At 60.2% G+C, this 21,546-nt stretch carries 23 protein-coding genes; 20 read left to right on the top strand and 3 right to left on the bottom strand.

Annotated elements, in window-relative coordinates; translation table 11 throughout:
- Positions 1-9 precede the first annotated feature (9 nt).
- The 15 genes from JVX91_RS00875 to JVX91_RS00805 all read left to right on the top strand — a co-directional run bounded on the left by JVX91_RS00875 (position 10) and on the right by JVX91_RS00805 (position 12,864).
- The gene (locus JVX91_RS00875; RefSeq protein ID WP_205337591.1) at positions 10-681 is read left to right on the top strand and encodes a flavin reductase family protein; all 672 of its coding nucleotides are present in this window, start codon (positions 10-12) and stop codon (positions 679-681) included.
- A 778-nt stretch (positions 682-1,459) separates the two neighbouring features.
- Positions 1,460-2,251 (top strand): ABC transporter permease, encoded by a 792-nt coding sequence (locus JVX91_RS00870; RefSeq protein ID WP_205337590.1) that lies wholly within the window; start codon positions 1,460-1,462, stop codon positions 2,249-2,251.
- Positions 2,248-2,949 (top strand): ATP-binding cassette domain-containing protein, encoded by a 702-nt coding sequence (locus JVX91_RS00865; RefSeq protein WP_205337589.1) that lies wholly within the window; start codon positions 2,248-2,250, stop codon positions 2,947-2,949. The genes JVX91_RS00870 and JVX91_RS00865 overlap by 4 nt, the downstream gene beginning before the upstream one ends.
- An 11-nt stretch (positions 2,950-2,960) precedes the next feature.
- Complete coding sequence (locus JVX91_RS00860; protein ID WP_205337588.1) at positions 2,961-3,716, top strand: glycosyltransferase family 2 protein; 756 nt, start codon at positions 2,961-2,963, stop codon at positions 3,714-3,716.
- A gap of 2 nt (positions 3,717-3,718) precedes the next feature.
- Positions 3,719-4,336 carry a phosphodiesterase gene (locus tag JVX91_RS00855; protein ID WP_205337587.1) on the top strand — a complete coding sequence of 206 codons (618 nt, stop codon included), beginning with the start codon at positions 3,719-3,721 and terminating at the stop codon, positions 4,334-4,336.
- Between the two features lie 4 nt (positions 4,337-4,340).
- A complete protein-coding gene (locus JVX91_RS00850; protein ID WP_205337586.1) occupies positions 4,341-4,985 on the top strand; it encodes an HAD family phosphatase in 645 nt (214 codons plus the stop codon).
- A gap of 2 nt (positions 4,986-4,987) precedes the next feature.
- Positions 4,988-5,719 carry a glycosyltransferase family 2 protein gene (locus JVX91_RS00845; RefSeq protein WP_205337585.1) on the top strand — a complete coding sequence of 244 codons (732 nt, stop codon included), beginning with the start codon at positions 4,988-4,990 and terminating at the stop codon, positions 5,717-5,719.
- Positions 5,716-6,042 carry a hypothetical protein gene (locus tag JVX91_RS00840; RefSeq protein ID WP_205337584.1) on the top strand — a complete coding sequence of 109 codons (327 nt, stop codon included), beginning with the start codon at positions 5,716-5,718 and terminating at the stop codon, positions 6,040-6,042. Before JVX91_RS00845 ends, JVX91_RS00840 begins: the two co-directional genes overlap by 4 nt.
- Positions 6,039-7,814 carry a hypothetical protein gene (locus tag JVX91_RS00835; protein ID WP_205337583.1) on the top strand — a complete coding sequence of 592 codons (1,776 nt, stop codon included), beginning with the start codon at positions 6,039-6,041 and terminating at the stop codon, positions 7,812-7,814. Before JVX91_RS00840 ends, JVX91_RS00835 begins: the two co-directional genes overlap by 4 nt.
- A complete protein-coding gene (locus JVX91_RS00830; RefSeq protein WP_205337582.1) occupies positions 7,811-8,428 on the top strand; it encodes a hypothetical protein in 618 nt (205 codons plus the stop codon). Before JVX91_RS00835 ends, JVX91_RS00830 begins: the two co-directional genes overlap by 4 nt.
- A gap of 31 nt (positions 8,429-8,459) precedes the next feature.
- Positions 8,460-8,777: a hypothetical protein gene (locus JVX91_RS00825; protein ID WP_205337581.1), complete on the top strand. Its 318-nt coding sequence runs from the start codon at positions 8,460-8,462 to the stop codon at positions 8,775-8,777.
- Positions 8,777-10,255: a GMC oxidoreductase gene (locus tag JVX91_RS00820; protein ID WP_205337580.1), complete on the top strand. Its 1,479-nt coding sequence runs from the start codon at positions 8,777-8,779 to the stop codon at positions 10,253-10,255. The genes JVX91_RS00825 and JVX91_RS00820 overlap by 1 nt, the downstream gene beginning before the upstream one ends.
- Positions 10,252-11,256 (top strand): WavE lipopolysaccharide synthesis family protein, encoded by a 1,005-nt coding sequence (locus tag JVX91_RS00815; protein ID WP_205337579.1) that lies wholly within the window; start codon positions 10,252-10,254, stop codon positions 11,254-11,256. The genes JVX91_RS00820 and JVX91_RS00815 overlap by 4 nt, the downstream gene beginning before the upstream one ends.
- A 53-nt stretch (positions 11,257-11,309) precedes the next feature.
- Positions 11,310-11,732: a hypothetical protein gene (locus tag JVX91_RS00810; protein WP_205337578.1), complete on the top strand. Its 423-nt coding sequence runs from the start codon at positions 11,310-11,312 to the stop codon at positions 11,730-11,732.
- A 22-nt stretch (positions 11,733-11,754) separates the two neighbouring features.
- Positions 11,755-12,864, top strand: coding sequence for a glycosyltransferase (locus tag JVX91_RS00805; RefSeq protein ID WP_205337577.1), 1,110 nt, complete (start codon positions 11,755-11,757; stop codon positions 12,862-12,864).
- Positions 12,865-12,937: 73 nt separating this feature from the next.
- Here JVX91_RS00805 and JVX91_RS00800 read toward each other — a convergent pair whose 3' ends face one another.
- Together JVX91_RS00800 and JVX91_RS00795 are read right to left on the bottom strand one after the other, a co-directional pair.
- A complete protein-coding gene (locus JVX91_RS00800; RefSeq protein WP_205337576.1) occupies positions 12,938-14,422 on the bottom strand; it encodes an amino acid permease in 1,485 nt (494 codons plus the stop codon).
- A 130-nt stretch (positions 14,423-14,552) separates the two neighbouring features.
- Complete coding sequence (locus tag JVX91_RS00795; RefSeq protein WP_205337575.1) at positions 14,553-16,046, bottom strand: aldehyde dehydrogenase; 1,494 nt, start codon at positions 16,044-16,046, stop codon at positions 14,553-14,555.
- 302 nt (positions 16,047-16,348) lie between these two features.
- Here JVX91_RS00795 and JVX91_RS00790 point away from each other — a divergent pair, with 302 nt between their 5' ends.
- The 5 genes from JVX91_RS00790 (at position 16,349) to JVX91_RS00770 (ending at position 20,242) form a co-directional block, all read left to right on the top strand.
- Positions 16,349-17,095, top strand: a complete 747-nt coding sequence (locus JVX91_RS00790) for an FCD domain-containing protein (protein ID WP_054909068.1) — start codon at positions 16,349-16,351, stop codon at positions 17,093-17,095.
- Positions 17,096-17,214: 119 nt separating this feature from the next.
- On the top strand, positions 17,215-17,970 hold the full coding sequence (locus JVX91_RS00785) for a cache domain-containing protein (protein ID WP_205337574.1): 756 nt from the start codon (positions 17,215-17,217) through the stop codon (positions 17,968-17,970).
- 61 nt (positions 17,971-18,031) lie between these two features.
- A complete protein-coding gene (locus JVX91_RS00780) occupies positions 18,032-18,703 on the top strand; it encodes a DUF480 domain-containing protein (RefSeq protein WP_205337573.1) in 672 nt (223 codons plus the stop codon).
- A gap of 113 nt (positions 18,704-18,816) precedes the next feature.
- Positions 18,817-19,119 carry a hypothetical protein gene (locus JVX91_RS00775; protein WP_205337572.1) on the top strand — a complete coding sequence of 101 codons (303 nt, stop codon included), beginning with the start codon at positions 18,817-18,819 and terminating at the stop codon, positions 19,117-19,119.
- Between the two features lie 211 nt (positions 19,120-19,330).
- Positions 19,331-20,242, top strand: a complete 912-nt coding sequence (locus JVX91_RS00770; protein WP_205337571.1) for a DUF4365 domain-containing protein — start codon at positions 19,331-19,333, stop codon at positions 20,240-20,242.
- Here JVX91_RS00770 and JVX91_RS00765 read toward each other — a convergent pair.
- Positions 20,219-21,403, bottom strand: coding sequence for a DUF3596 domain-containing protein (locus JVX91_RS00765; protein WP_205337570.1), 1,185 nt, complete (start codon positions 21,401-21,403; stop codon positions 20,219-20,221). The genes JVX91_RS00770 and JVX91_RS00765 overlap by 24 nt on opposite strands.
- Positions 21,404-21,546 lie beyond the last annotated feature (143 nt).

Below are 21,546 nucleotides of genomic sequence, written 5' to 3'. Positions count from 1 at the left end.
GACCACCCCATGCTCAGCTTCGACTTCCAGCAGCTGTCTGCCCGCGAGAAATACAAGATCCTCATCGGCAGTGTGGTGCCTCGGCCCATCGCCCTGGTCACCACCATCGACGCCGAAGGGCGCGCCAACGCCGCGCCCTTCAGCTTCTTCAACGCGTTGTCGGCCGACCCGCCGATCCTCGCCCTGGGCGTGGAGAACTACAGCGACCTGAGCCCCAAGGACACCACGCTGAACATCCGGCAGAACCAGGAGTTTACCGTGAACATCGTCTCCGACGCGTTGGTGGAAGCCATGAACGTCTGCGCCGTGCCCTTCGAGCCGGGCTTCGACGAACTGGTGGCCGCCGGCCTCACCGCCATCCCCGGCACGCGCGTCAGCTGCCCGCGCATCGGCGAGGCGCCGGTGGCGCTGGAGTGCCGACGAATGATGGCGCTGTCCATCGGTCAGTCGCGGGAAATCATCCTCGGCGAAGTGCTGATGGCCCATGTGCGTGACGACCTGATCGATCCCGCCACGCTGTACATCGACCAACTCGGCCTCGACGCCATCGGCCGCATGGGAGGGCACGGCTATGCCCGCACGCGGGAATATTTCGACCTGCCGACGCGCTCCTTGAAGCAATGGGCGGAAGCGCCGGGAGGGGGAGAGCGGAGATGGAGTGGGGCGGAAATTCAGCTGTAGTTGTGTCTGCGGGCCCGCAGGGAAGAGGGGGCAAGTAGGTCCACCGGCTTTGGACAAAGCAGGCACGAACGTACTATTTACCTTCGAGCATGTCGGTAAATGCTACGTAAGTGCGCCATTTGGTAGAGAAAATCCTTGCTCAAAACTTCTGGGCTGGCGGTGGTTTGCGATTCTCCCGAAGAGATGGCCAGCTGATATCGTTGTATCGAGAAATAAATTCCGACGAATCTACAGTTCTTTTCCCTACCGTACGTGCTTTTCGGAGGGTATCATTGTGCTACTTTTCGGAAATTTCTTACATTTCTGGGGATATTTTGCGGTTAATGATTCTGTCACATTGATGTGGCGCGCCTTCTGTTTTCGGGAAGTAAGGGACTGCATTGCTGAAAACCTCCCTTCGTCTTTCTTGCCTAGCCGGTAATGCCGGGGCGAGAAATCTCTCACTGAGACCTTCCGTTCAGCTGCTTGAGTCGTCTGCGATTCAAGGGGGGTGGATGGTATTTACTCAGGCTGCCGGTTCGTTGGTCGTTTTAGGGGCACGAGCTACTTTCCTGACGGAAAATCTCGGGCCTCAAGCAGAGAAACATCTGCGGCTAGAAGTTAAGTAGGCAATTTCGGCGTTTGCTGCGTCGATTATTTGGGGGTTTCGCCGACGGGCACTTTTTGTCCGGTGGTGATGTTTTTTCGCCTTGATGCTTAGGAGTCCGGACGGGAGCGATCAAAAGCTCTCTCTTTCGGTGCGGCGTCATTTGGCCTTTGAAAAGTGTGAGGTTGTGTTGTGCGTTTCCTGCTAGGGGGAGGGGGTGGTATCTGGTCGGCGGTCCGGATATCTATCGAGCGTGCTCGTCTTGGGCTCAAGTCCGAAACCACCAGAACACGCCTGGGCCTTGCCTGGTGGCTGCTCGAGCCGTTGATGCTGTTGGGCATCTACTACACCGTGTTCGGCCATCTGCTGCGTATTCAGGTGGAAAACTTCGCTGTCTTCCTGATCATCGGCGTCACGTTCTGGACCTGGTTCAACAAGAGCGTGATGAATTGCACCGATGCGATCTACGAGAAGAAGCACATTCTCGAGCATTGCAGAGTCAATCCACTCATTTTCCCTCTGACCTCGATCTTCAAGGACGTGGTCAAGGAGTCGCTGGTGGTGGTGCTGTTGCTGGCTCTGTTGTGCGCAGTCGGATTTACACCCAGCGTGCTGTGGCTGTACTTGCCGCTGATTGCCTTCCTGCAGCTGATCATCACAGCTGGTGTGGGCATCTTTGTCGCTGGGTTGATTCCCTTCCTGCCCGATCTGCGCATCCTGATCTCGTCGGCGCTGCAGTTCCTGATGTTCGCCTCGGGCGTGTTCTACGCCAAGGCGAATGTGCCGGAGCAGTTCCACATGCTGCTCGACCTCAACCCACTGGCCACTCTGATTTCCTTGTACCGCGATGTCCTGATGTACGGCCATGCGCCTTCGATCGACAGTCTCCTGGCGCTGTTCGCTGGGGCCGCGGTGCTCTTCGTGCTGGCGGTGCTGTTCATCGCCGGAAACAAGAATTCCTATGCGATGGCGTTGAGCAAATGACAGACGCAATTGCCCTGACAGCTGATCGCCTGTCCCTGTCTTTCCGTCGTGGTCTGCGGTTGTTCAGTTCTCGCGCCACCACGGTATTGCACGACATCTCGTTCACCGTCGCCCGTGGTGAGACCTTTGGTGTTGTTGGCAGCAACGGCGCTGGCAAGAGCACCCTGCTCCGGGTGCTGGCAGGCATCTACCAGCCGACCCGCGGTCGCCTGGACACTGCCGTTGCCAGCGTCTCGCTGCTCAATCTGCAGCTGGGCTTCGACGACAACCTCGATGCGCGCGACAACATCGTTCTCAGCGGCATGCTCATGGGGATGACCCGCAGGCGCATGCGCGAACTGACCGCCGAGATTCTCGATTACGCCGAACTCGGCAACTCCGCCGACCTACCGGTACGCAGCTATTCGACAGGTATGCGCGCCCGCCTCGGCTTTGCCATTTCCAAGTACTCGCGCCCGGACGTGATCCTGCTGGACGAGGTTCTGAGCGTCGGCGATGGCCATTTCCGCGAGAAGGCGGAGGCGACGATGCGGGAGATGCTGACGGGAAATCAGACAGTGGTGTTCGTCTCCCACGACTCTGCTCGCATTAGAGAACTGTGCAGCCGTGTGTGCTGGCTAAAGGACGGGCGCGTACAGATGCTCGGCCCCGTCAGCGAAGTCATGGACGCGTACGACGAATTCATTCTGCGCAAGTGAAGGAAAAGCAGATGCTCAACATAGTAGTTCCCATGGCCGGCGCCGGAAGCCGTTTCGCGGTCGCTGGATACAAGGATCCCAAGCCGCTGATCCCGGTGCACTCGGTACCGATGATCAAGGTAGTGATCGACAACCTGACGCCGGCCTGCGAGCACCGCTTCATCTTCATTTGCCAGGCCGCTCATATCGAAGCGTACGGCCTTAAAAGCAAGCTGCAGGAGTGGGCACCGGGTTGTGCCATCGTCGAGCTGAATGGCCTGACCGAAGGCGCAGCCTGCACCGTGTACGCTGCGAAGGGGCTGATCGACTCCGATGATCCTGTGATGATCGCCAACAGCGACCAGTATGTGGACATCGATATCAACGACTACCTGCGTGCGATGGATGAGCAGCAGGCAGACGGGCTGATCATGACCATGAAGGCCGATGATCCGAAATGGTCCTTCGTCGGTTTCGCCGATAACGGCCGCATCGACCGCGTCATCGAGAAGGAAGTGATCTCTGATGAAGCCACGGTCGGCATCTACAACTTCCGCAGCGGTCGCCAACTGATTTCTGCCATCGAGTCGATGTTCGACAAGAACCTGCGCGTCAACGGCGAGTTCTATGTCGCGCCGGCTTACAACGAGATGATCGAACAGGACGCCCGCATCGTTCACTACAGCATTGGTTCCGAAGGGGCGGGGATGTACGGCCTCGGCATCCCGGCGGACCTAGACCTGTTCCTCAGCCTGCCGGTCAGCCAGTCCGCCACTGCGGAGCGCTGATCATGCAGATCATCAGTCATCGCGGCTACTGGCTGGAAAAGCCCGAGCGCAATCTGAAGATTGCCTTCGAACGCTCCTTCGACCTGGGCTTCGGCACCGAGACCGATGTGCGTGATGTCGCTGGCCGCCTGGTCATTTCCCATGACATGCCCAACGGCAACGAGATGTCCCTCGACGATCTGCTGGAGATCATGTCAGGGCGGAATCTGCCGTTGGCCATGAACATCAAGGCAGACGGCTTGTGCGAGCCGCTCCAGGCCGCATTTGCAGCGCATGGACACAGCAACTGGTTTGTCTTCGACATGGCCGTTCCTGACATGCGCAGCTACCTCGCCAGCGGTGTCAGCACCTACAGCCGACTCAGTGAAATCGAGCCGGTGCCCGCCTGGCTGTGCGAGGCCGATGGTATCTGGCTGGATAGCTTCGGAAGCGAATGGTACTCCCGTGAGCAACTCGCCGATCTGTTGGCCAGCGGTAAACAGATATGCGTCGTCTCCTCCGAATTGCACGGGCGCGAACATCTGCCGTTGTGGCAGCTGCTGGCCGAGTTCCAGGGCGCGGTGAATCTGACGCTATGTACGGATGTACCGGAATCCGCCCGCACTTTCTTCAAGGAATGATCTCATGATCAAAGCAGTGATTTTCGACATGGACGGCGTGCTGATCGAAGCGAAAGATTGGCATTACGAGGCACTGAACAAGGCTCTGAATCTGTTCGGTCACACCATCAGCCGCCACGACCACCTGACCACCTATGACGGTCTGCCGACTTCGCGCAAACTCAATATGCTCAGCGTCGAACACGACCTGCCGGTCGAGTTGCACGACTTCATCAACGAGATGAAGCAGGCGTACACGATGGAGATCGTCTACTCCCAGTGCAAGCCGACCTTCAACCACCAGTATGCCTTGTCCTCGCTGAAGAACCGCGGCTACAAGCTCGCAGTGGCCTCCAACTCCATTCGTAACACCGTCGAGGTGATGATGGAGAAGGCGCGTCTGGACCAGTACCTGGACCTGAAACTGTCCAACGAAGACGTGAAGAGCCCCAAGCCCGCCCCGGACATCTATACCAAGGCCATCCAGTCCTTCGGCCTGTCCCCCGATGAGTGCCTGATCGTGGAAGACAACGAGAACGGCATTCGTGCCGCCCGTGCGTCCGGTGCGCATGTCCTCGTGGTCGAGGACGTGGAAGACGTCACCCTGGAGAACATTACCCGCCGCATCGCGCAGATCGAAGGCGAGCGGAAAGAACGGCTGGAGGCCTGATCATGCGCAAGTTGAACATCGTATTGCTGGCCAGTGGCGAAGGCGCTTCGGTGAAGGCCGAGAGCAGCTACCCCGATTACCTGTCCGAGCGCGACGGCATTCCGCTGATCCAGCATCTGGTGGAGAGCTGCCTGGCACTGGAGCCTGCTCGCATCATCTGCATGCTGCCGAAGGCGGATGTCTCCAGGTTCCACTTGCGCAACATGCTGCAGCAGATGAGCCAGGTGGCCAGCGTTCACGCTGTCCAGGCCCTCACCATGGGGGCGGCCTGCACCGCCCTGCTGGCAGCGGAGAGCATCGACAATGAGGACGAACTACTGATCCTTAACTGTAATGAACTGCTCGATGGCTCGCTGCGCGACATCGTCGGTGGTTTCCGCAATGACCAGTGCGATGCCGGCGTGGTGACCTTCAAGTCGCTGCATCCTCGCTACTCCTTCGCGCGCCTGAACGCCGAAGGCTACGTCGTCGAGGCAGCGGAGAAGAACCCGATCAGTAATCACGCAGTGGCCGGCTTGTACTGGTTTGACCGCGGTGCAGTGTTCATCGAGGCGGTGAAGGAAATGATCCGCAAGGACGCCAAGGTGAATGATGCCTTCTACATTGCGCCGGCACTGAATGAGCTGGTTCTGCTGCACAAGAAGATCGGTACTTTCCGTATCGAGGCCAGTCAGTACCACCCGCTGAAGGACACTCATCAGTTGCACGCTTTCGAAACGGCAGGCGCCCGATGAACTCCGCGAACCTGAAAGACATGGTGAAGGGCTGGTTCGTCGGCGGCTTCACCCCTACAGCCTTCAGCACCCAGGCCTGCGAAGTGGCAGTGAAGCCCTATCAGGCCGGTGATTCCGAGGCTGCGCATTACCACAAGATCGCCACTGAGGTGACCCTGATCCTTTCCGGTGAAGTCGAGATGTGCGGCAAGACCTGGGGCGCAGGAGAAATCATTGTGCTCGAGCCAGGGGACGTCACCGCCTTCAAGGCGCTGTCCGATGCAGTGACCGTAGTGGTCAAGGTCCCGGGAGCGCTGAACGACAAATATCTCGTAGAAGTATGAAAACGATACAGCTTCAACACCATTCGAAGTTGGGTTATCTCACGCCCAAGCTACTCCGTGCACTGCCGGATACTGTGACGTTGCCGCCGAATTGCCAACGGTTGATTTCATTTCGTCGTACTGCGGACCGACGACCGGACTTCACAGTCAGTAAGCTGCACGCGGCCAAGCGACCCTTGGATATCTATGGGGATGGCTCGTACTGCTTCTACTGTGTGCAGAGCGACTCTCCGCTCGCCCCGCTTCTACTGTGGGACGCGGTGCATTTCCTCGAAAAGGGCAGCACGCTGACGCTCATCGAAGATGCGCCGATGGAGAGCTACCTGGACCGTGACTATTTCAAGGATGCGCTGACCTGCATCGAGCGCAGCCCCACGCGCGTCACCTACCAGAAGACGGCAAGCCTTCCTGCGGAAAGCGACGACGACCTGGACAGCTGGACCTTCGGCCTACCCGTGGGGCCGGAAGATGCCACCGTGCTCAACGCGGTAGTGCAGCGAATCCTCGAGCTGGATATCCCCAACAAGGAGATCCTGCTCTGTGGTGTCCCCGGAAAGAATTTCCGCTACTTCGACCAGGTGCGCATCGTGGGTGAAGACATCACCGCGCCGCCGGTACAGATCTGCAAGAAGAAGAATCGCCTGGCTCAGGAGGCTCGGTACAACAACCTGGTGATCCTGCACGATCGTGTGTTCCTGCCCAGCCATTTTGGCGAGATGGTTCGACGTTTCGGTCCGCGCTATCCGTTGATGACGCTGCAAAGCCTGTTCTTCGATAACGTTCGTAATCTCGGCCCCCGACGCTATTCCGATTACGGCATGGCGATGGGAAGTATCGGTCAAGGGATGAAGGGCTTGCACCGAACGGCCGACGAGGCGGTCAGTATCGCACCGGCGCTGTTCGCGGAAATCGAACGTACCGGGTTCTGCTTCGCCAGCCCCATGCGCTACTCCAAGGACCTGAGCTATCCCACCGGCAGCCTTTATATCTGCCGCAAAGAGGTGTGGAATGCCTATCCGTTGGACGAGTCCTTGCTGTGGACTGAGTTCGAGGACATCGAGCATGGTATCCGCGCTTCCCATGGTGGCGTCCCGACCAGGGTGAATCCCTACGGCATCACTCAATCGGTCACGTCACGTGCGCTGCTTGGCGTAGAGTCGCCGGTCGAATCGGCCAATGGTCGCTATGTGACGACCGGGCCGGCGTTGTTCTCCTTCCTGCACAAAAAGCCACTGCTGCGATTCTCTGCCGAAGAGGCGCTGATACGTTTGCAACGCTTCGCCCACAAGTATGTGGCTGCAGATGCGGCGGTACACATTCCAACCGGCCTGAAGAAGATCAGTTCGCGGACTTGGCTGAAGCTGGTGGATCAGGTGGTACAGAGCTGCAGCTTCGGCAACGATCTCGACTCGGTATTGGCTTTCATCAAGGATTATGAAAAGTGGGTTCTGCTGGACCAACTGCCGAATACCATGGTCGAGGCAATTGCCTTCGGTTTTCTGGAGAACCCCCAGGCCGCTAAACGCAACCTGGTCTATGGCAGCAGCGAATTCCGCAACATGCTGCGCCAGCGTCCGATGCAGAGCTGGTTCTTCCGCACCCTGGAAGACTATTTCCACCCGCAAGCTCTTGCCTGGCCCGGCACGCTGATATCGGCAGTTCGCCTCTATCGTCGCAATGGTGGCGTTTTCTATTTCCCCGGCTTCGCTGATTGCATACGGTCGATCCACAACTCCACTCCCTTCCGTTCGTATGTGGAGCGTGTCGGATGAGAATATTCCTGATTTCTCAGGAGGCTGCCCAGGGACAGTTGCCTTCTGTTGTCGATTACTTGTCGCGGATCGAGTTGGAGAGCTCGATGCTCACACCAGTCGTTGTCATCGATGAACGCCAGTGGCGAGTCGACGAGAAGGGCCCCTCGGCATCGCTGCGAAGTTTCGAACTCGACGATTTCCTGCACGCCAGAGGTAGTGTTGCCAACGGCGAGTTCATCGCTGATGCGACAGTGATCGCCGACAAGCTTCGGGCTGCTGGAGAGTCCTACCTGGTCATCGATCTGGGGCTGCACCAAAGGGCCGTGATCAAGGACTTCATCCGCAAGCTGGCTACTTTCACGTTCCTGTTCCGAGGTCTGCAGGGCAAGAGTCTGGTATTGCTGGCTCCCCGTCTTTATCTCGGCTTCATTGGGCGCCAGGTGAACGATATGTTCAACAACACCCCTGGAACCTTCAACGCCAAGGAAGATGCCAGTCGGTTCAGCCTGTTCCTGATCTCCACCGTGGTGGAGAAGATGTACATGAGCTCACCGCTGATTGCGTGGCCGATATCCAAGCTTCGCCAACTGATCCGCTTCTTCTACGAAAGACTGATCCAGGTGAAGGCATGACTCTGTGCCTTGGCAAGTCGGGGGCGATGGCATGAAGCGCAGAAACCTTGTTCTCGGTGTTGGCGTTGGCGTCCTATTGGGGGCGGGTGGAGGCCTGACCGGGTTGATGTTCGGTCAGCGCTCCGAAGCGCAGAAACTCGATTTCCAGGCCTTCCTTGCACGCAATAGCTCGGTGAAGTTCCATCATCTGCCCACCGAGCTGCTGCTCAAGCTGTATTCGCGCCAATTGACGGATGACGACCGTATGGCCCTGGTGAATGGGCTTGTCCATCACAACCGAGCGTTGTTTGTGGTCGATCCCTACGAGCGATCCCTTGGGACGCCGGGCTTCTACAGGGTGGCCGGTTGATGTTCGTCGAGACACTTATCATCGGCAATGGCTTCGCCGGGCGCACCGTGGCACGAGACCTGAAAGGGCCGTGCCTGCTCGTCGAGCGTGGCGAGAAGTTCAACATCTTCGAGCGCCGCCAGCGCTTCATGCAGATGCAGGCGGATGATCGGCACGACGCGCTGATTCGTCGCTCCTATGTCTCCAAGCATGCGTTCAATACACCAGAGGAGCTACCAGCCGACTGCGCCTCGGACTACATTCTGGTCGATGGTGGCTGTTCCAACCATTGGGGAGGGTTGAGTTTCCGGCTGAGCGCCAACGTATTTTCACGTGATGCGGGTTCCTTCCGTTGGCCCTTTGACTACCAGGTAATCGAGCCCTACTACCGGGAGGCCGAACAACTCCTGCGCATCAGTGCTGATCCGCGCGATCCGGATGGGCGCAATCCGCTCAGCGCCATCAAAGGCGTCAGTCACTGGCACCAGGCGCTGGAGGGCTATTTCCCTCAGGCGTATATCGGGGCGCAAGCGCATAACCTGTCCGTAGAGAATACGCAGGGACAAGGCGTATGCATGGGCGCCGGAGATTGCGAGCTCTGCCCCATGGATGCCAAGACCCGCTCGCTGCACATACGCAATGACGTCGAGGTGCTCAACGAGGTGCTGGTCGAGCGCCTGCATTTCGAGGGCGAGAAGGCGGTAGCAGCTGTCTGCCACACGCCCAAAGGACCGTTGACCATTCGCTTTGATCGAGTGGTGGTGGCGGCACATGGCGTTGAGTCGCTCAAGTTGCTCTGGCGGAGCAACCTGCCGCCAGGCGTGCCTCAGGAGTTCATGGGGCACTACTATCAGGACCATGCCGTGGCCGAGCTCGCTTGCCACCTACCAGGCGCGAAGATTCCGTTCTACCAGGTCAACACGGCCGCACAGGTCGTCATTCCGGAACTCTCCGGCGAACAGGATGGCATCGAGTACACCACGCTAGGTCTGATGACTCCGCCTGGAGATGCAGCATTGGCCGGTTCGTTGAATCTGACCAAACTCAATGATTGGTCCGTGGGAGAGGCGGTCGCAGATCTGTCCGGGACTCTGAGTCTCTACGTGCTACTGGAAATTCCACCCGAGTGGGACGTTTCGTTGTTCTACGAAGCCGATGGTGTGCACATGGATACCGATGGCTATCACGGCAACAAGCACCTCTATGACAAGGTGATCGAGACGCTCTATTCGAAGATGGAAACCTTGGGTGTCATACCCGTGCGCGCAGCCGAGCGGCGGCATTATCACAATGCCTTTGGCACTCACCATCTGGTGGGCATGCTGAACATGGCGGATGGCGACAACGGCGTTGTCGATCCCGACTTCCGTCTTAAGGGCAGTGCCAATGTCTACGTGGCCGGCTCGTCGCTGTTTCCGCGGTGTGGCTCGCGCAACCCTACGGTGACGGTAGTGGCTCTGGGGCTGATGCTGGCGGAAAAACTCAACGGCAAGCCATGACGATCGACTCCAGCCAATTGACTGTCCTGCTTCAGGGACCGTTGCGAGAAGGGGGCGTGGATATTGCCGGCCGCGCCATCGCCTCTGTCCGCAAGCATTTGCCGCGCGCTCAGATCATCCTCTCCACCACTGACGCGGGGGAACCCCCCGACTACGCAGGCGTCCAGTTTATGGTGGATGACTCAGTGGTCCATTTCGATGACGTCAATGGCAACCCCAACAACGTCAACAAGCTAATCGCGACCATGGTTAATGGGCTCGCCCTTGCCGAGCGTGAGTACTGCATGAAGTTGCGTACCGACCACCTCGTGCAAGGAGATCGTGTCCTCGCACTGATGGGGGATGGAGCTGAGGCAGTTCTGTTCGGCGAGCGCATTGGTGTTTCCAGCCTGTTTCTGCGTAATCCAATGCGCTTGTCCTATCTGTTCCATCTCACCGACACCCTGCAGTTCGGGCGGACCAGCGACCTGCGCAAACTCTGGAACATCGGGACTCTTCCGGCCGAGTTTCTCTACCTGAAGGGCGGTCCACGCATCAATCCCATTGGTACTTTCCAGGGCTACACCTCGTTCCGTCTGTTGCCGGAGCAGGCGATATTCCTGCGCTTCGCGCAGAAGAATGGCCTCGACCTCGATCTGCCACATATCTCCTATACCAGCTTCGCATTGTTCAGCGCTTGGGAGGATCTCCTGGTGGAGAACTTCGAGATCCATGACTGGCACTGCCTGGCCATTACGCCTCCGAAAAGATTCCTCAGTCGGCCGTACGCACCCGAGTCGGTCATGACGGCGGCCGAGCAGAGGGCACTGCGCGACAGGAGAGCGCCACGGCAAAAGGCACTGCGCTACGCACAACTACTGGCGAATAAATACCTGTTCTGCTGGTTCCGCCGTCGTTGGCTCGTCTCGATTGCCTCGCTGCTGCTCTTCTCTCTTTCCTCGGACCTCGCGCTGCATGCGCGCCAGCTCTATCGCCGGTTGACCGGCGCGTGGCGCGCCTGAAACTTCGCACTGCTTTCTCAACGCAAATGTAACCTCCTCAGGAGTATTTCTTAATGAACAAACTGTTCGTCGCGGGTATTGCCTTGCTGGTACTGGCTGGATGTGACAAACCGGCCGACGCGCCGGTGCAAACCCCAGCCCAGCCGAAGGTGGCCAGCGTTCCCACGCAGAATGGCCAGTACTTGCGCTTCAATCAGCTGGAGAACGGTGAAACCCGCCTCGAGCTTCACCGTGTCGTTGGCAAAGTGAGCAAAGTCATCAGCGGCTATCCGGGCTTCACCGTTGAGCCGGGCAAGTTCCCGGATGTAAACCCGCTGAGCGTGCGTATCCAGAACTGCGGCCTGATCACCTTCAGGAAGTCGACCGATGGCGCTGTGGGAATGACTGCGGAGCGTACGGACGCCAGTGATTTCAATGATCAGTGCCCGATCCAGAACCTCGATGGCCTGTGGGTTCCACTGACGGCAGGCGCCTGATGCTGACCGGCTCCCTCCCGTCATGAAGGTCCTGCACTTCTACAAGACCTTCGGCCCGGAGCAGTACGGCGGGGTCGAGATGTTCATTCGGCATCTGACTCGCGCAACGGCTCTCCAGGGATGCGAGAACACGGTGCTTTCGTTGGCCAGGGAGCCGATGAAGCCGGTGACGACCTCCAGTTTCCGACTGGTGCAGGCCAAGCAGGACCTGCAGATCGCGTCCACCGGCTTCTCCTGGTCTGCTCTGGGAGCGTTCGCGCAGCTCGCCGAGCAGGCGGACGTCATTCACTACCATTTTCCCTGGCCATTCATGGACCTCGTCCATCTGCTCGAAGGTCGAGGAAAGCCCAGCGTGGTGACGTATCACTCGGACATCGTGCGACAGAAGGTCCTGCTGCAGCTCTATCGGCCGCTGATGCATGCGTTTCTCGGGCGGGTGGATGCAATCGTCGCCACCAGCCCGAACTATCTGCAAAGCTCCGCCGTGCTCCGTCGTCATGCAGACAGGGCCTGCTCGATTCCGATCGGACTGGAACAGGACCTCTACCCGCGTCCTGATCCCACCCATGTCGCGGAGTTACGCCAGCGATACGGCGAGCGCTTCTACCTGTTCGTCGGTGTGCTGCGTTACTACAAGGGGCTGCACTATCTGCTCGACGCGATGAGGGACGCTCCCTGGCCCCTGCTCATTGTCGGCGCCGGGCCGATGGAGCGCCAACTGATGCAGCTGGCCGCGGAAAGCGGTCTGCGTAACGTGCATTTCCTGGGGCAGGTCGATGAGCAGGAGAAGATCAACCTGATGTCCGCCTGCTACGGAGTCATCTTCCCTTCGCACTTGCGCTCGGAGGCGTTCGGTATCGGCTTGCTGGAAGGGGCCATGATGGGCAAGCCGCTGATCTGCAGCGAGATTGGTACTGGCACCAGCTTTATCAACCGGCATGCCGAAACTGGCATCGTGGTGCCGCCAGCCAATGCGTTGGCATTGCGCCAGGCGATGCAAACCCTGTGGGATGACCCCGAGTTGGCTGAGCGCTACGGGCAGGCAGCACGGTCGCGTTTTCTCAACACATTTACCGCTCGCGGAATGGGTGAGGCCTATACCGAGATGTACGCAAAGGTGGTACGGCTCTGACCCCCAGAGACGAATGCACGCTCATGGAAAAACGCCCGGCATCCTGCCGGGCGTTTTCGTTTCGCTTCAACGCTTATTGCTGATGCAGCTTCCACGCATCCCCATGGGGAGCGGTGCCCTTGTCGAAGGGGCGGAACAAGGCCATGTAGGCCAGGCCCAGTACGATCACGATGCCGCCCACCAGGATGATCCCGTAGTTCAGGTACCAGGGCGCATCCGGCGTGCGCGGCCAGGACATGTTGATGATCGCCAGCACGCCATAGGTCAGCGCCAGGATGTTCACGATCCAGCCCCAGTTGCCCAGGGTGAAGGCGCCGCTCGGCTTCCAGCCGCGCAGGCGGGCGAACAGGGCGCCGCCGACGATCATCTGGAACGACAGGTAGATGCCGATGGCAGCGAAGCTGACCACCATGGCGATGGCGTTCTGCAGGTAGAAGCCGGCGCAGACGATGACGCTGGGGATCACGCCGCAAGCGATCAGCGCGGCGACCGGTACGTGGGTGTTGGGCGACAGGCGCTTGAGCAGGCCGCTGCCCATCACCATCTCGTCGCGGGCGTAGGAGTACAGCAGGCGGCTGGCGGCGGCCTGCAGGCTGAGTACGCAGGAGACGAAGGAGACGATGATCACGGCCATCACCAGGCGCGCGCCGGTCACGCCGAAGGCGTTGTCGAGGATGGTGGTCATCGGGTCCTTGTCGGCGCCGGAGATCACCGCCGCCATGTCCGGTACCGCGAGGATCAGCGCCAGGGCGGCGAAGATGGCTGCGCCACCGCCGATCCAGATGGTCATGCGCATGGCCTTGGGAATGCGCCGGCTGGGGTTCGGGGTTTCCTCGGCGACGTCACCGCAGGCCTCGAAGCCGTAGTAGAGGAACATCCCCGCCAGCGAGGCGGTGAGGAAGGCCGGCCAGTAGCTGCCGTCGATGCGGATGTCGAAGGTGTTGAACAGCACCGAGAACGGCTGGTGACGTTCGAAGATCAGCAGGTAGGTGCCGATCACCAGCGCGCCGAGCAGCTCGCAGATGAAGCCGAACATCGCCACGCGGGCCAGCAATTTGGTGCCGGAAAGATTCAGCAGGGTGGCGATCACCGTCAGCGCCAGGGCAACGAAGGTGTTGGTCACCGGCGTCGACTCGAAGCCGAGCAGTGTGGCGATGTACGGGCCCGCGCCCAGGGCCACGGCGGCGATGGTCACGCACAGCGACACGGAGTAAATCCAGCCGACCATCCACGCCCAGCGTTTGCCCACCAGGCGTCGTGCCCAGGGATAGACGCCACCGGAGATGGGGAACTGCGAGACGACTTCGCAGAAGATCAGGCACACCAGCATCTGCCCGATGCCCACCAGCAGGTAGGACCAGAACATCGGCGGGCCGCCGGCGGCCAGGCACAGGCCGAACAGGGTGTACACGCCGACCACCGGCGAAAGGTAGGTGAAGCCCAGGGCGAAGTTCTGCCACAGGGTCATGCTGCGTTCGAAATTGGAGGTGTAGCCCAGCGCGCGGAGTTGCTCCGCGTCGCGGTCCAGGGCGGCGCCTGGCTGGATCGAGCTGTTCATCGTGGGTGTCCTGTCTGAGGTTTTCGCGTTGGCAGCCAATGGGGGCAACGGAAAGCGTTGTTGTTATTGTTCGGCGCGCGGCATCGGCCGCGCGCCGTCTTGCTCCAAACCTCTCGTGCTGTGGATCGCGTTACAGCTTGATCCAGGTCGCCTTCAGCTCGGTGTACTTGTCGAAGGCGTGCAGCGACTTGTCGCGACCGTTGCCCGACTGCTTGAAGCCACCGAAGGGCGCGGTCATGTCGCCGCCGTCGTACATGTTCACCCACACGCTGCCGGCGCGCAGGGCACGAGCGGTGAGGTGGGCCTTGGAGATGTCGCGCGTCCACACCGCTGCGGCCAGCCCGTACGGGGTGTCGTTGGCGATGCGGATGGCTTCCTCGGCGTCCTCGAACTCGATGACCGAGAGCACCGGGCCGAAGATTTCCTCGCGGGCGATCTTCATCGCGTTGCTCACGCCGTCGAACAGGGTCGGTTCGACGTAGGTGCCACCGGTTTCCTCCAGCACGCGTTTGCCGCCGGTGAGAATCTTCGCGCCTTCGTCCTGGCCGGCCTGGATGTAGCCCAGCACCTGCTCCAACTGACGACCATCGACCAGGGCGCCGACGTTGGTTTCCGGGTCCAGCGGATGGCCGGCTTTCCAGCCTTTGAGCGCCTCGACCACCAGCGGCAGGAATTTCGCCTTGATCGACTTCTGCACCAGCAGGCGCGAGCCGGCGGTGCAGACTTCGCCCTGGTTGAAGGCGATGGCGGCGGCAGCGGCTTCGGCGGCGGCCTGCAGGTCCGGGGCGTCTTCGAAGACGATGTTCGGGCTCTTGCCGCCAGCTTCCAGCCAGACGCGCTTCATGTTCGATTCGCCGGCATAGACCATCAGTTGCTTGGCGATCTTGGTGGAGCCGGTGAACACCGCGGTATCGACGTCCATGTGCAGCGCCAGGGCCTTGCCGACGGTATGGCCGTAGCCGGGCAGCACGTTCAGGACGCCAGCCGGCAGGCCCGCGTCGATGGCCAGCTGGGCGATGCGGATGGCGGTGAGCGGTGAGCGCTCCGACGGCTTGAGGATCACCGAGTTGCCGGTGGCCAGTGCCGGGCCGAGTTTCCAGGCGGCCATCATCAGCGGGAAGTTCCATGGCACGATGGCGGCAACCACGCCCACCGGCTCGCGGGTGACCAGGCCAAGTTGGTCATGGGAGGTGGCGGCCACTTCGTCGTAGACCTTGTCGATAGCCTCGCCGCTCCAGCGCAGGGACTCAGCGGCGCCCGGCAGGTCGACGTTCAGCGAGTCGCCGATGGGCTTGCCCATGTCCAGGGTTTCCAGCAGCGCCAGTTCCTCTGCGTGTTCTTCCAGCAGGGCGGCGAAGCGGATCATCACCGCCTTGCGGGTGGCCGGTGCTTCCCGCGACCAGACGCCAGAATCGAAGGTGGCGCGGGCGCTCTGCACGGCGCGCTCGGCATCGGCGGCGTCACAGCTGGCGACCTTGGCCAACAGGCGGCCATCCACCGGGCTGATGCAATCGAAGGTGTCGCCGGAGGCGGCGGCGAGGTACTCGCCCTGGATAAAAGCGCGGCCCTCGATCTTCAGAGACTTGGCGCGGGCTTCCCATTCGGCGCGGGTTGGCTGGCTCATGCGTATCGCTCCTCGTTCTTGCTGTTGTTGGCGGAGACGGCCTGCGGACCGTCGCTGGCAAATACATTTGAAACCATATCTTATGTTTTTGCGGTTGCCAATACAGGTCGAAAAATGAGCGTTCGAAAGGGCTTTTCGCGCCGAAAGACCTTGCTGAAAGTCCGGAAAGCGATTTAAAAATATGGAGACATAGTTTTGAGCGAGGCCGCTGCCATCACGCGGTTAGACTTCGCCATCACCGCCAGAACAGGAACATTTCGCGCAGGAAGCGTCCGCCCCGAGCGCCCCTCGCACTGCCGCCTATGAATGAATTCAGGAAAGTCCGCCCCGCCAGCTTCATGCGCCTGCGCCAGGAAGGGCGCACCGAGGAAGTCGCACGCCGGCTGGTGGAGATGGTCGACCTCGGCCTCTACGCCGAAGGCGAGCAACTGCCCAGCGAAAGCGAGTTGGCCATGCAGTTCGGCGTCGCTACCGTTACCTTGCGCGATGCGCTGGCGGAGCTGCGCGAACGCGGCGTGATCGAGACTCGGCGTGGGCGCAACGGCGGCAGTTTCGTCTGCTCGCCACAACACACCTCCGAGGAAGCATTGCTGGGCCAGCTGCGCCAGATGAGTGCACTGGAGTTGCGTGACCTGGGCGACGAACACGTCGCCATCGCCGGCGCGGCCGCGCGTCTGGCCGCCCAGCGTTCCACGTCCGATGAGCAGGCACGCATCGCCCAGTATCTTGACGCCCTGGCCAGCGCTACTACGCGCCAGGAACAACGCCGCGCCGATGCGCGTTTCCATATCGAGATCGCCGTCGCCGCCCAGTCCGTGCGCCTTACCCATGCCGAGACGCGCCTGCAGGCGGAAATCGGCGAATGGCTGTGGTTGCCGGTGGAGGGTTTCCCCGGCGCGGCGACCATCGAACAGGAACACCGCGCCATTCTGGAAGCCATCAGCGCCGGCGATTCGAACCTCGCTGGCGCGCTGGCGGAAGCCCACGTCACCCGTGGCATCAAGCGGCTGATCAACCTGCGCCTGAGCCTGCTCGCAGACGACGGCTGAGTGGCACAGCGCTTGCTGCCATCCCGGCGGGCGCATTCGAGCGTGCGAAGTGATTCACCAGGCAGATACCGCGGGCCGCTCTGGCCCGAGTGATAACAAGAACAGCGAGGCCACCGGTCATGTCCAGCGAACAACACACGGATGAACTCCAGTGCTGCGCCCAGCGCATCGACGCTTCCATCCGTAACGTTTTCCAGCGTCTCGACGAGCTGGCGGGCGAAGTCGTGGGGATCTGGCGCGAGCTGGCGAAGGAGGGCAAGCGTCCTTCCTCGAAGGATCTCGGCGCCCTGCGCCCACGCATCCAGCACGATCTCACCGATGACGGCACACGCCTGCACGGCACCGGCGTAGTGATCGAGCCAGGCGAGCTGGCCGACCAGGACATGTACCTGGAGTGGTGGTACCACGGCCGCGGCGACAAGGTCGTGCCCATGAGCCTGAACTTCAACCGCCGCAGCGAGAGCTTCTACAACTACCTCAACATGCCCTGGTTCTCGCGCCCGCGCGCCAGCGGCCAGCCGTCAGTGGTCGGGCCCTTCGTCGACCTCTACGGCACCGACCTGTACATCCTCGCTTTCTCCGTGCCGATCCAGGTCGACGGTCGCTTCATTGGCGTCGCCGCCGCCGATATCGCCCTGCACGAGTTCGAGGGCGTGCTGCTGGGCAGCCTGATGCAGATGGGCCACGAGGCCCTGGTGGTCAACGGCGAAGGCCGCGTGGTGGCCGCCAACACCGCCAATTGGTTCACCGGCGATCTCGCCCGGCGCACCCTGGGTCGCGATGCGCAGGGGCGTGAGCAGGAGCTGGCGGAGTCCTTCTCTCACTGGGCGGTCATTGAACGACCGCTGAACCGCCGCCTGGCCGGTGCGGCCTGAGGCTGCCAAACGCTGCGCAATTGGCTAGGCTAGGGCGGTTCCCAACTTGACGGAAACCACCATGAGCCAGTCGCTCGACACAATGCCCGACTTCGAACCGCTGAGCGCCGTGGATGCTCGCGTACTCGGATGCCTGATCGAAAAGCAGCTCACCACGCCCGAAGCCTACCCGCTGACCTTGAATTCCCTGGTCACCGCCTGCAACCAGAAGACCAGCCGCGACCCGGTCATGAACGTCACCCCGGGCCAGGTGGGGCAGTCCCTGCGTCATCTGGAAGGGCGCGAGATGACCCGCCTGGTCATGGGCAGCCGCGCCGACCGCTGGGAGCAGCGGCTGGACAAGGCCCTGGAGTTGGTCAAACCGCAGGTCATCCTGCTCGGCCTGCTATTCCTGCGCGGCCCGCAGACCCTCAACGAACTGCTCACCCGCAGCCAGCGCATGCATGACTTCGACGACACCGAGGAAGTCCGCCACCAACTCGAACGCCTCGCCGGCCGCGGCATGGCCGTGCAGCTGGAGCGCCAGAGTGGCCAGCGCGAAGACCGCTACATGCACCTGCTGGGCACTGAGGAAGACCGCCAGGCCGCCATCGCCGCCAGCGGAAGCCGTTCCTCCGGTGAGCGTGGTGATGGCGGTGGGCACGATGAAGGCCGTCTGGTCGAACTGGAAGCCCGCATCGCTGCCCTGGAAGAGCGTCTCGCGCTGCTGGAGCTGGGCGTTTCGCGGGACTGAATCGGAAGATTCCGCTGACAGGCTGATCCAGATCAGTCTGTCAGACTGCTAATCCAGCGTTAACATTTGCCGCCGATAGTCATGCTTGACCCTGCTGCACCCCGGAGTACCCCATGCATCACAAACCCTCCCAGGCCCAGCTCACCGCCGTGCTAAGCCAGCTCACGGAGACCGATTTCAAATCCATCGACGACCTCGCCGGGCCGCGCGAAGCCAACCTGTTCGCCATCCGCGAGCTGTTCCGCCAGGGGTTGATCAAGGGGGTGCTGATCGATGATCCCCTCAGCGCGGAAGACGACGACGGTCCGCTGCTGTGCAACGCAGAGCGGCTGCGCTTGCGCAAGCCCTGCGCGGAAGTAGTGGCCGAGCAGGAGGAGTTGCGATTGATGCCGCGACTGGGGTTCCTGACGCTCTAGGTAAATCGCGGGCAAGAAAAAAGGCGCTGGGCTTGAGGCTCAGCGCCTTTTTCTTTGCGTTTGGTGGAGCCGGGGGGATTTGAAACCGCGTCTACCCCTGTAGTGGTGCGGCTCTCAGGCTCAATGCTGGCATAAGGCTGTCATTTCGAGGCTCCCCCTTGAATGCGCGCTCGCCATCGTAGACATTGGCAGAAAAGCAGATGGGGCTGCCATGGCCAGATACAGCGAAACGGAACGTATTGGGGTTAGCGCGATTGAGTCGATTGCTGCTCGAGAACTTAAGTGGATTTTTCGGGAGCAAATGATCGCTGACATGGGGATCGATGCGCAGCTTGAGCTGGTAGAGGACGGTCATCCGACGGGCAAGCTTATAGGCCTTCAAATCAAAACCGGGCCTGGTAACTTTACCGTGAAAGATGATGTTCTGGTTTATTATGGGAGTTTGGAACATAGAGAGTACTGGCTAAACCATTCGCTTCCCGTAATCATTATTGCGCATCTGCCTGATACCGGGGAAACGTGCTGGGCACATGTTTCTGAAGAAAACATAGAAATGACGCCAAAGGCATGGAAGATTGAGATTCAGCGAGAAAATGTTTTCGGTGAAGCAAAACGAAGAAGCCTTTCTCAAGTATTTGAGGGGACGGAAGCAGAGCAGCGGTTGCGCAGGTTGGCGATTGATGAGCCTTTGATGAGGCATATTAAGAAAGGTGGCAGTGTGTCTGTTGAACTCGAGGATTGGATAAATAAGTCACTCGGTAGAACTCCCATCACTGTTTATATCTCAGGGAAAGGTGCGACAGAGACGGTAGAGCAAAAAGGTTTTGTTTTCCATGCGAGGTTTAATGTTGAGAGATTAGCACTTGAGCTTTTTCCTTGGTGCACTGCTCGCCTGGATAAAGACTTCTATGAAGAATATCAAGACCAAAACTGGTTCGATGAAGATACCTGGCGTAACGATGATGCCATGATTTCTCATAGGGAGTTTTATCCTTATACAAATTTTTCAAACGAAGTTGATGTTTATCGGATAAAGCTCGGGTTAAACAAAATCGGAAAGGCCTACCTTGTTCTTTCCGATTATCTGAGTAAGCCTAAATCAAAGCGGTTGTTTAACGACTGACTGCTTTTCTGAACTTCTATCTGGGATCCATAGAGCCTCAGCTTTGGTCCCCGCGGTTATATCAGCTGTCGGCATCCAACGCCCATACACCCTGGCAATCATCGTCCAATCGCTATGCCCCATCTGCTGAGCGACCCACATCGGGTGTTCGCCGGCAGAAAGCATCATCGAGGCGTAGGTATGGCGGGTCTGGTATGGGCGCCGGTAGCGGACCCCGGCGCGCTTCAGCGCGCACTGCCACAGGGTTTTCCGGATCGGGCCGTCGCCGGCCCAGCGCTCTCCGGTGCGCGGGTTCTGGAATACCTCCTGGTGCGCCAGGTAGGTGAAGGCTTTCTGCGCCTTCAGCGCCTCCAGGGCAGGGCCGAGCAGCTTGACGCTCCGCCTGCTCGAAGCGGTCTTGGTTACCTCCGCTTTCCCTTTCGCCGCCTGCGTTATGGCGCGCATCACATGCACTTCACCACGCAGCCAGTCGATATCCCCCCACTCCAGGCCCACCAGCTCGCTGGTGCGCATCCCAGACCACAGGGCGAACTGCACCAGGTTCCTACCCTGCCCCTCCATCGCGGCCAGAATCGCCTGCTGCTCCTCCGGCGAGAACGGGTCGACGTCGTCGTCTTTCACCTCCTCTTTTCTGCTATACGTCCAGCCCGCCAGCGGGTTGCTGTCGATCAGTTCCTCCTCCACGGCATCGCTGAGCGCCGAGCGTAGGCAGCTCTGGATATTCGACAGCGTCTTGTTGCCGACCTCGAGGCCGTCCAGCCAGTCCCGCACTGTTTTCCGCTTCACGTCGACCACCAGCAGAACGCCCAGGCCCGGAATCAGGCGGTGCTCGATGATCTTCCGATAACCGTCGAAGGTGCTGCTGGAGACGTGCTTGCGCTTCGCTTCAAGCCAGCGAGTCAGGTAGCCGGTCAGTGTCTCCTGCGAAACTTCGGGGGCGAACTTGGCGGCTCGCGGAGAGCTCGGAAAGGTCACGGCATAGTCGAATGTGCCGGCGGCGATCGCATGCTCGACCGCCGCTTTGTGCTGCTCGGCGCGCTTTAGATTAGTGGCCGTGGGCTTGAGCGCGATCCTTTCCCGGCAGCGGACACCCCGATACATGAAGGTGATTTCAATACTCGAATCCGAGACTGCTCGGACTCCCCGCCCATCTCTACCCATGTTTCATATCCCTCCACATCGATCAGCGTTCGGCCGTCCGGCGCTCTGATCCAGATGTCATCCTTGCGCCAGACGCCGTCGCGGATCTTCGATCTGATGGCGTCCTCGGTGTAGCCAGATTCCGCCGCGAACTTGCGAACCGT

The organism is Pseudomonas sp. PDNC002, from assembly GCF_016919445.1.
In the GTDB taxonomy this organism is placed as follows: domain Bacteria; phylum Pseudomonadota; class Gammaproteobacteria; order Pseudomonadales; family Pseudomonadaceae; genus Pseudomonas.
This window is presented reverse-complemented; position numbering and strand designations above follow the sequence as displayed.

Excerpts from the sequence above, each read along its gene's own strand:
- JVX91_RS00875 (WP_205337591.1), top strand. The coding sequence starts at position 10 with ATGCTCAGCTTCGACTTCCAGCAGCTGTCTGCCCGCGAGAAATACAAG.
- JVX91_RS00865 (WP_205337589.1), top strand. The coding sequence starts at position 2,248 with ATGACAGACGCAATTGCCCTGACAGCTGATCGCCTGTCCCTGTCTTTC.
- JVX91_RS00860 (WP_205337588.1), top strand. The coding sequence starts at position 2,961 with ATGCTCAACATAGTAGTTCCCATGGCCGGCGCCGGAAGCCGTTTCGCG.
- JVX91_RS00855 (WP_205337587.1), top strand. The coding sequence starts at position 3,719 with ATGCAGATCATCAGTCATCGCGGCTACTGGCTGGAAAAGCCCGAGCGC.
- JVX91_RS00850 (WP_205337586.1), top strand. The coding sequence starts at position 4,341 with ATGATCAAAGCAGTGATTTTCGACATGGACGGCGTGCTGATCGAAGCG.
- JVX91_RS00845 (WP_205337585.1), top strand. The coding sequence starts at position 4,988 with ATGCGCAAGTTGAACATCGTATTGCTGGCCAGTGGCGAAGGCGCTTCG.
- JVX91_RS00840 (WP_205337584.1), top strand. The coding sequence starts at position 5,716 with ATGAACTCCGCGAACCTGAAAGACATGGTGAAGGGCTGGTTCGTCGGC.
- JVX91_RS00835 (WP_205337583.1), top strand. The coding sequence starts at position 6,039 with ATGAAAACGATACAGCTTCAACACCATTCGAAGTTGGGTTATCTCACG.
- JVX91_RS00830 (WP_205337582.1), top strand. The coding sequence starts at position 7,811 with ATGAGAATATTCCTGATTTCTCAGGAGGCTGCCCAGGGACAGTTGCCT.
- JVX91_RS00825 (WP_205337581.1), top strand. The coding sequence starts at position 8,460 with ATGAAGCGCAGAAACCTTGTTCTCGGTGTTGGCGTTGGCGTCCTATTG.
- JVX91_RS00820 (WP_205337580.1), top strand. The coding sequence starts at position 8,777 with ATGTTCGTCGAGACACTTATCATCGGCAATGGCTTCGCCGGGCGCACC.
- JVX91_RS00815 (WP_205337579.1), top strand. The coding sequence starts at position 10,252 with ATGACGATCGACTCCAGCCAATTGACTGTCCTGCTTCAGGGACCGTTG.
- JVX91_RS00810 (WP_205337578.1), top strand. The coding sequence starts at position 11,310 with ATGAACAAACTGTTCGTCGCGGGTATTGCCTTGCTGGTACTGGCTGGA.
- JVX91_RS00805 (WP_205337577.1), top strand. The coding sequence starts at position 11,755 with ATGAAGGTCCTGCACTTCTACAAGACCTTCGGCCCGGAGCAGTACGGC.
- JVX91_RS00800 (WP_205337576.1), bottom strand. The coding sequence starts at position 14,422 with ATGAACAGCTCGATCCAGCCAGGCGCCGCCCTGGACCGCGACGCGGAG.
- JVX91_RS00795 (WP_205337575.1), bottom strand. The coding sequence starts at position 16,046 with ATGAGCCAGCCAACCCGCGCCGAATGGGAAGCCCGCGCCAAGTCTCTG.
- JVX91_RS00790 (WP_054909068.1), top strand. The coding sequence starts at position 16,349 with ATGAATGAATTCAGGAAAGTCCGCCCCGCCAGCTTCATGCGCCTGCGC.
- JVX91_RS00785 (WP_205337574.1), top strand. The coding sequence starts at position 17,215 with ATGTCCAGCGAACAACACACGGATGAACTCCAGTGCTGCGCCCAGCGC.
- JVX91_RS00780 (WP_205337573.1), top strand. The coding sequence starts at position 18,032 with ATGAGCCAGTCGCTCGACACAATGCCCGACTTCGAACCGCTGAGCGCC.
- JVX91_RS00775 (WP_205337572.1), top strand. The coding sequence starts at position 18,817 with ATGCATCACAAACCCTCCCAGGCCCAGCTCACCGCCGTGCTAAGCCAG.
- JVX91_RS00770 (WP_205337571.1), top strand. The coding sequence starts at position 19,331 with ATGGCCAGATACAGCGAAACGGAACGTATTGGGGTTAGCGCGATTGAG.
- JVX91_RS00765 (WP_205337570.1), bottom strand. The coding sequence starts at position 21,403 with ATGGGTAGAGATGGGCGGGGAGTCCGAGCAGTCTCGGATTCGAGTATT.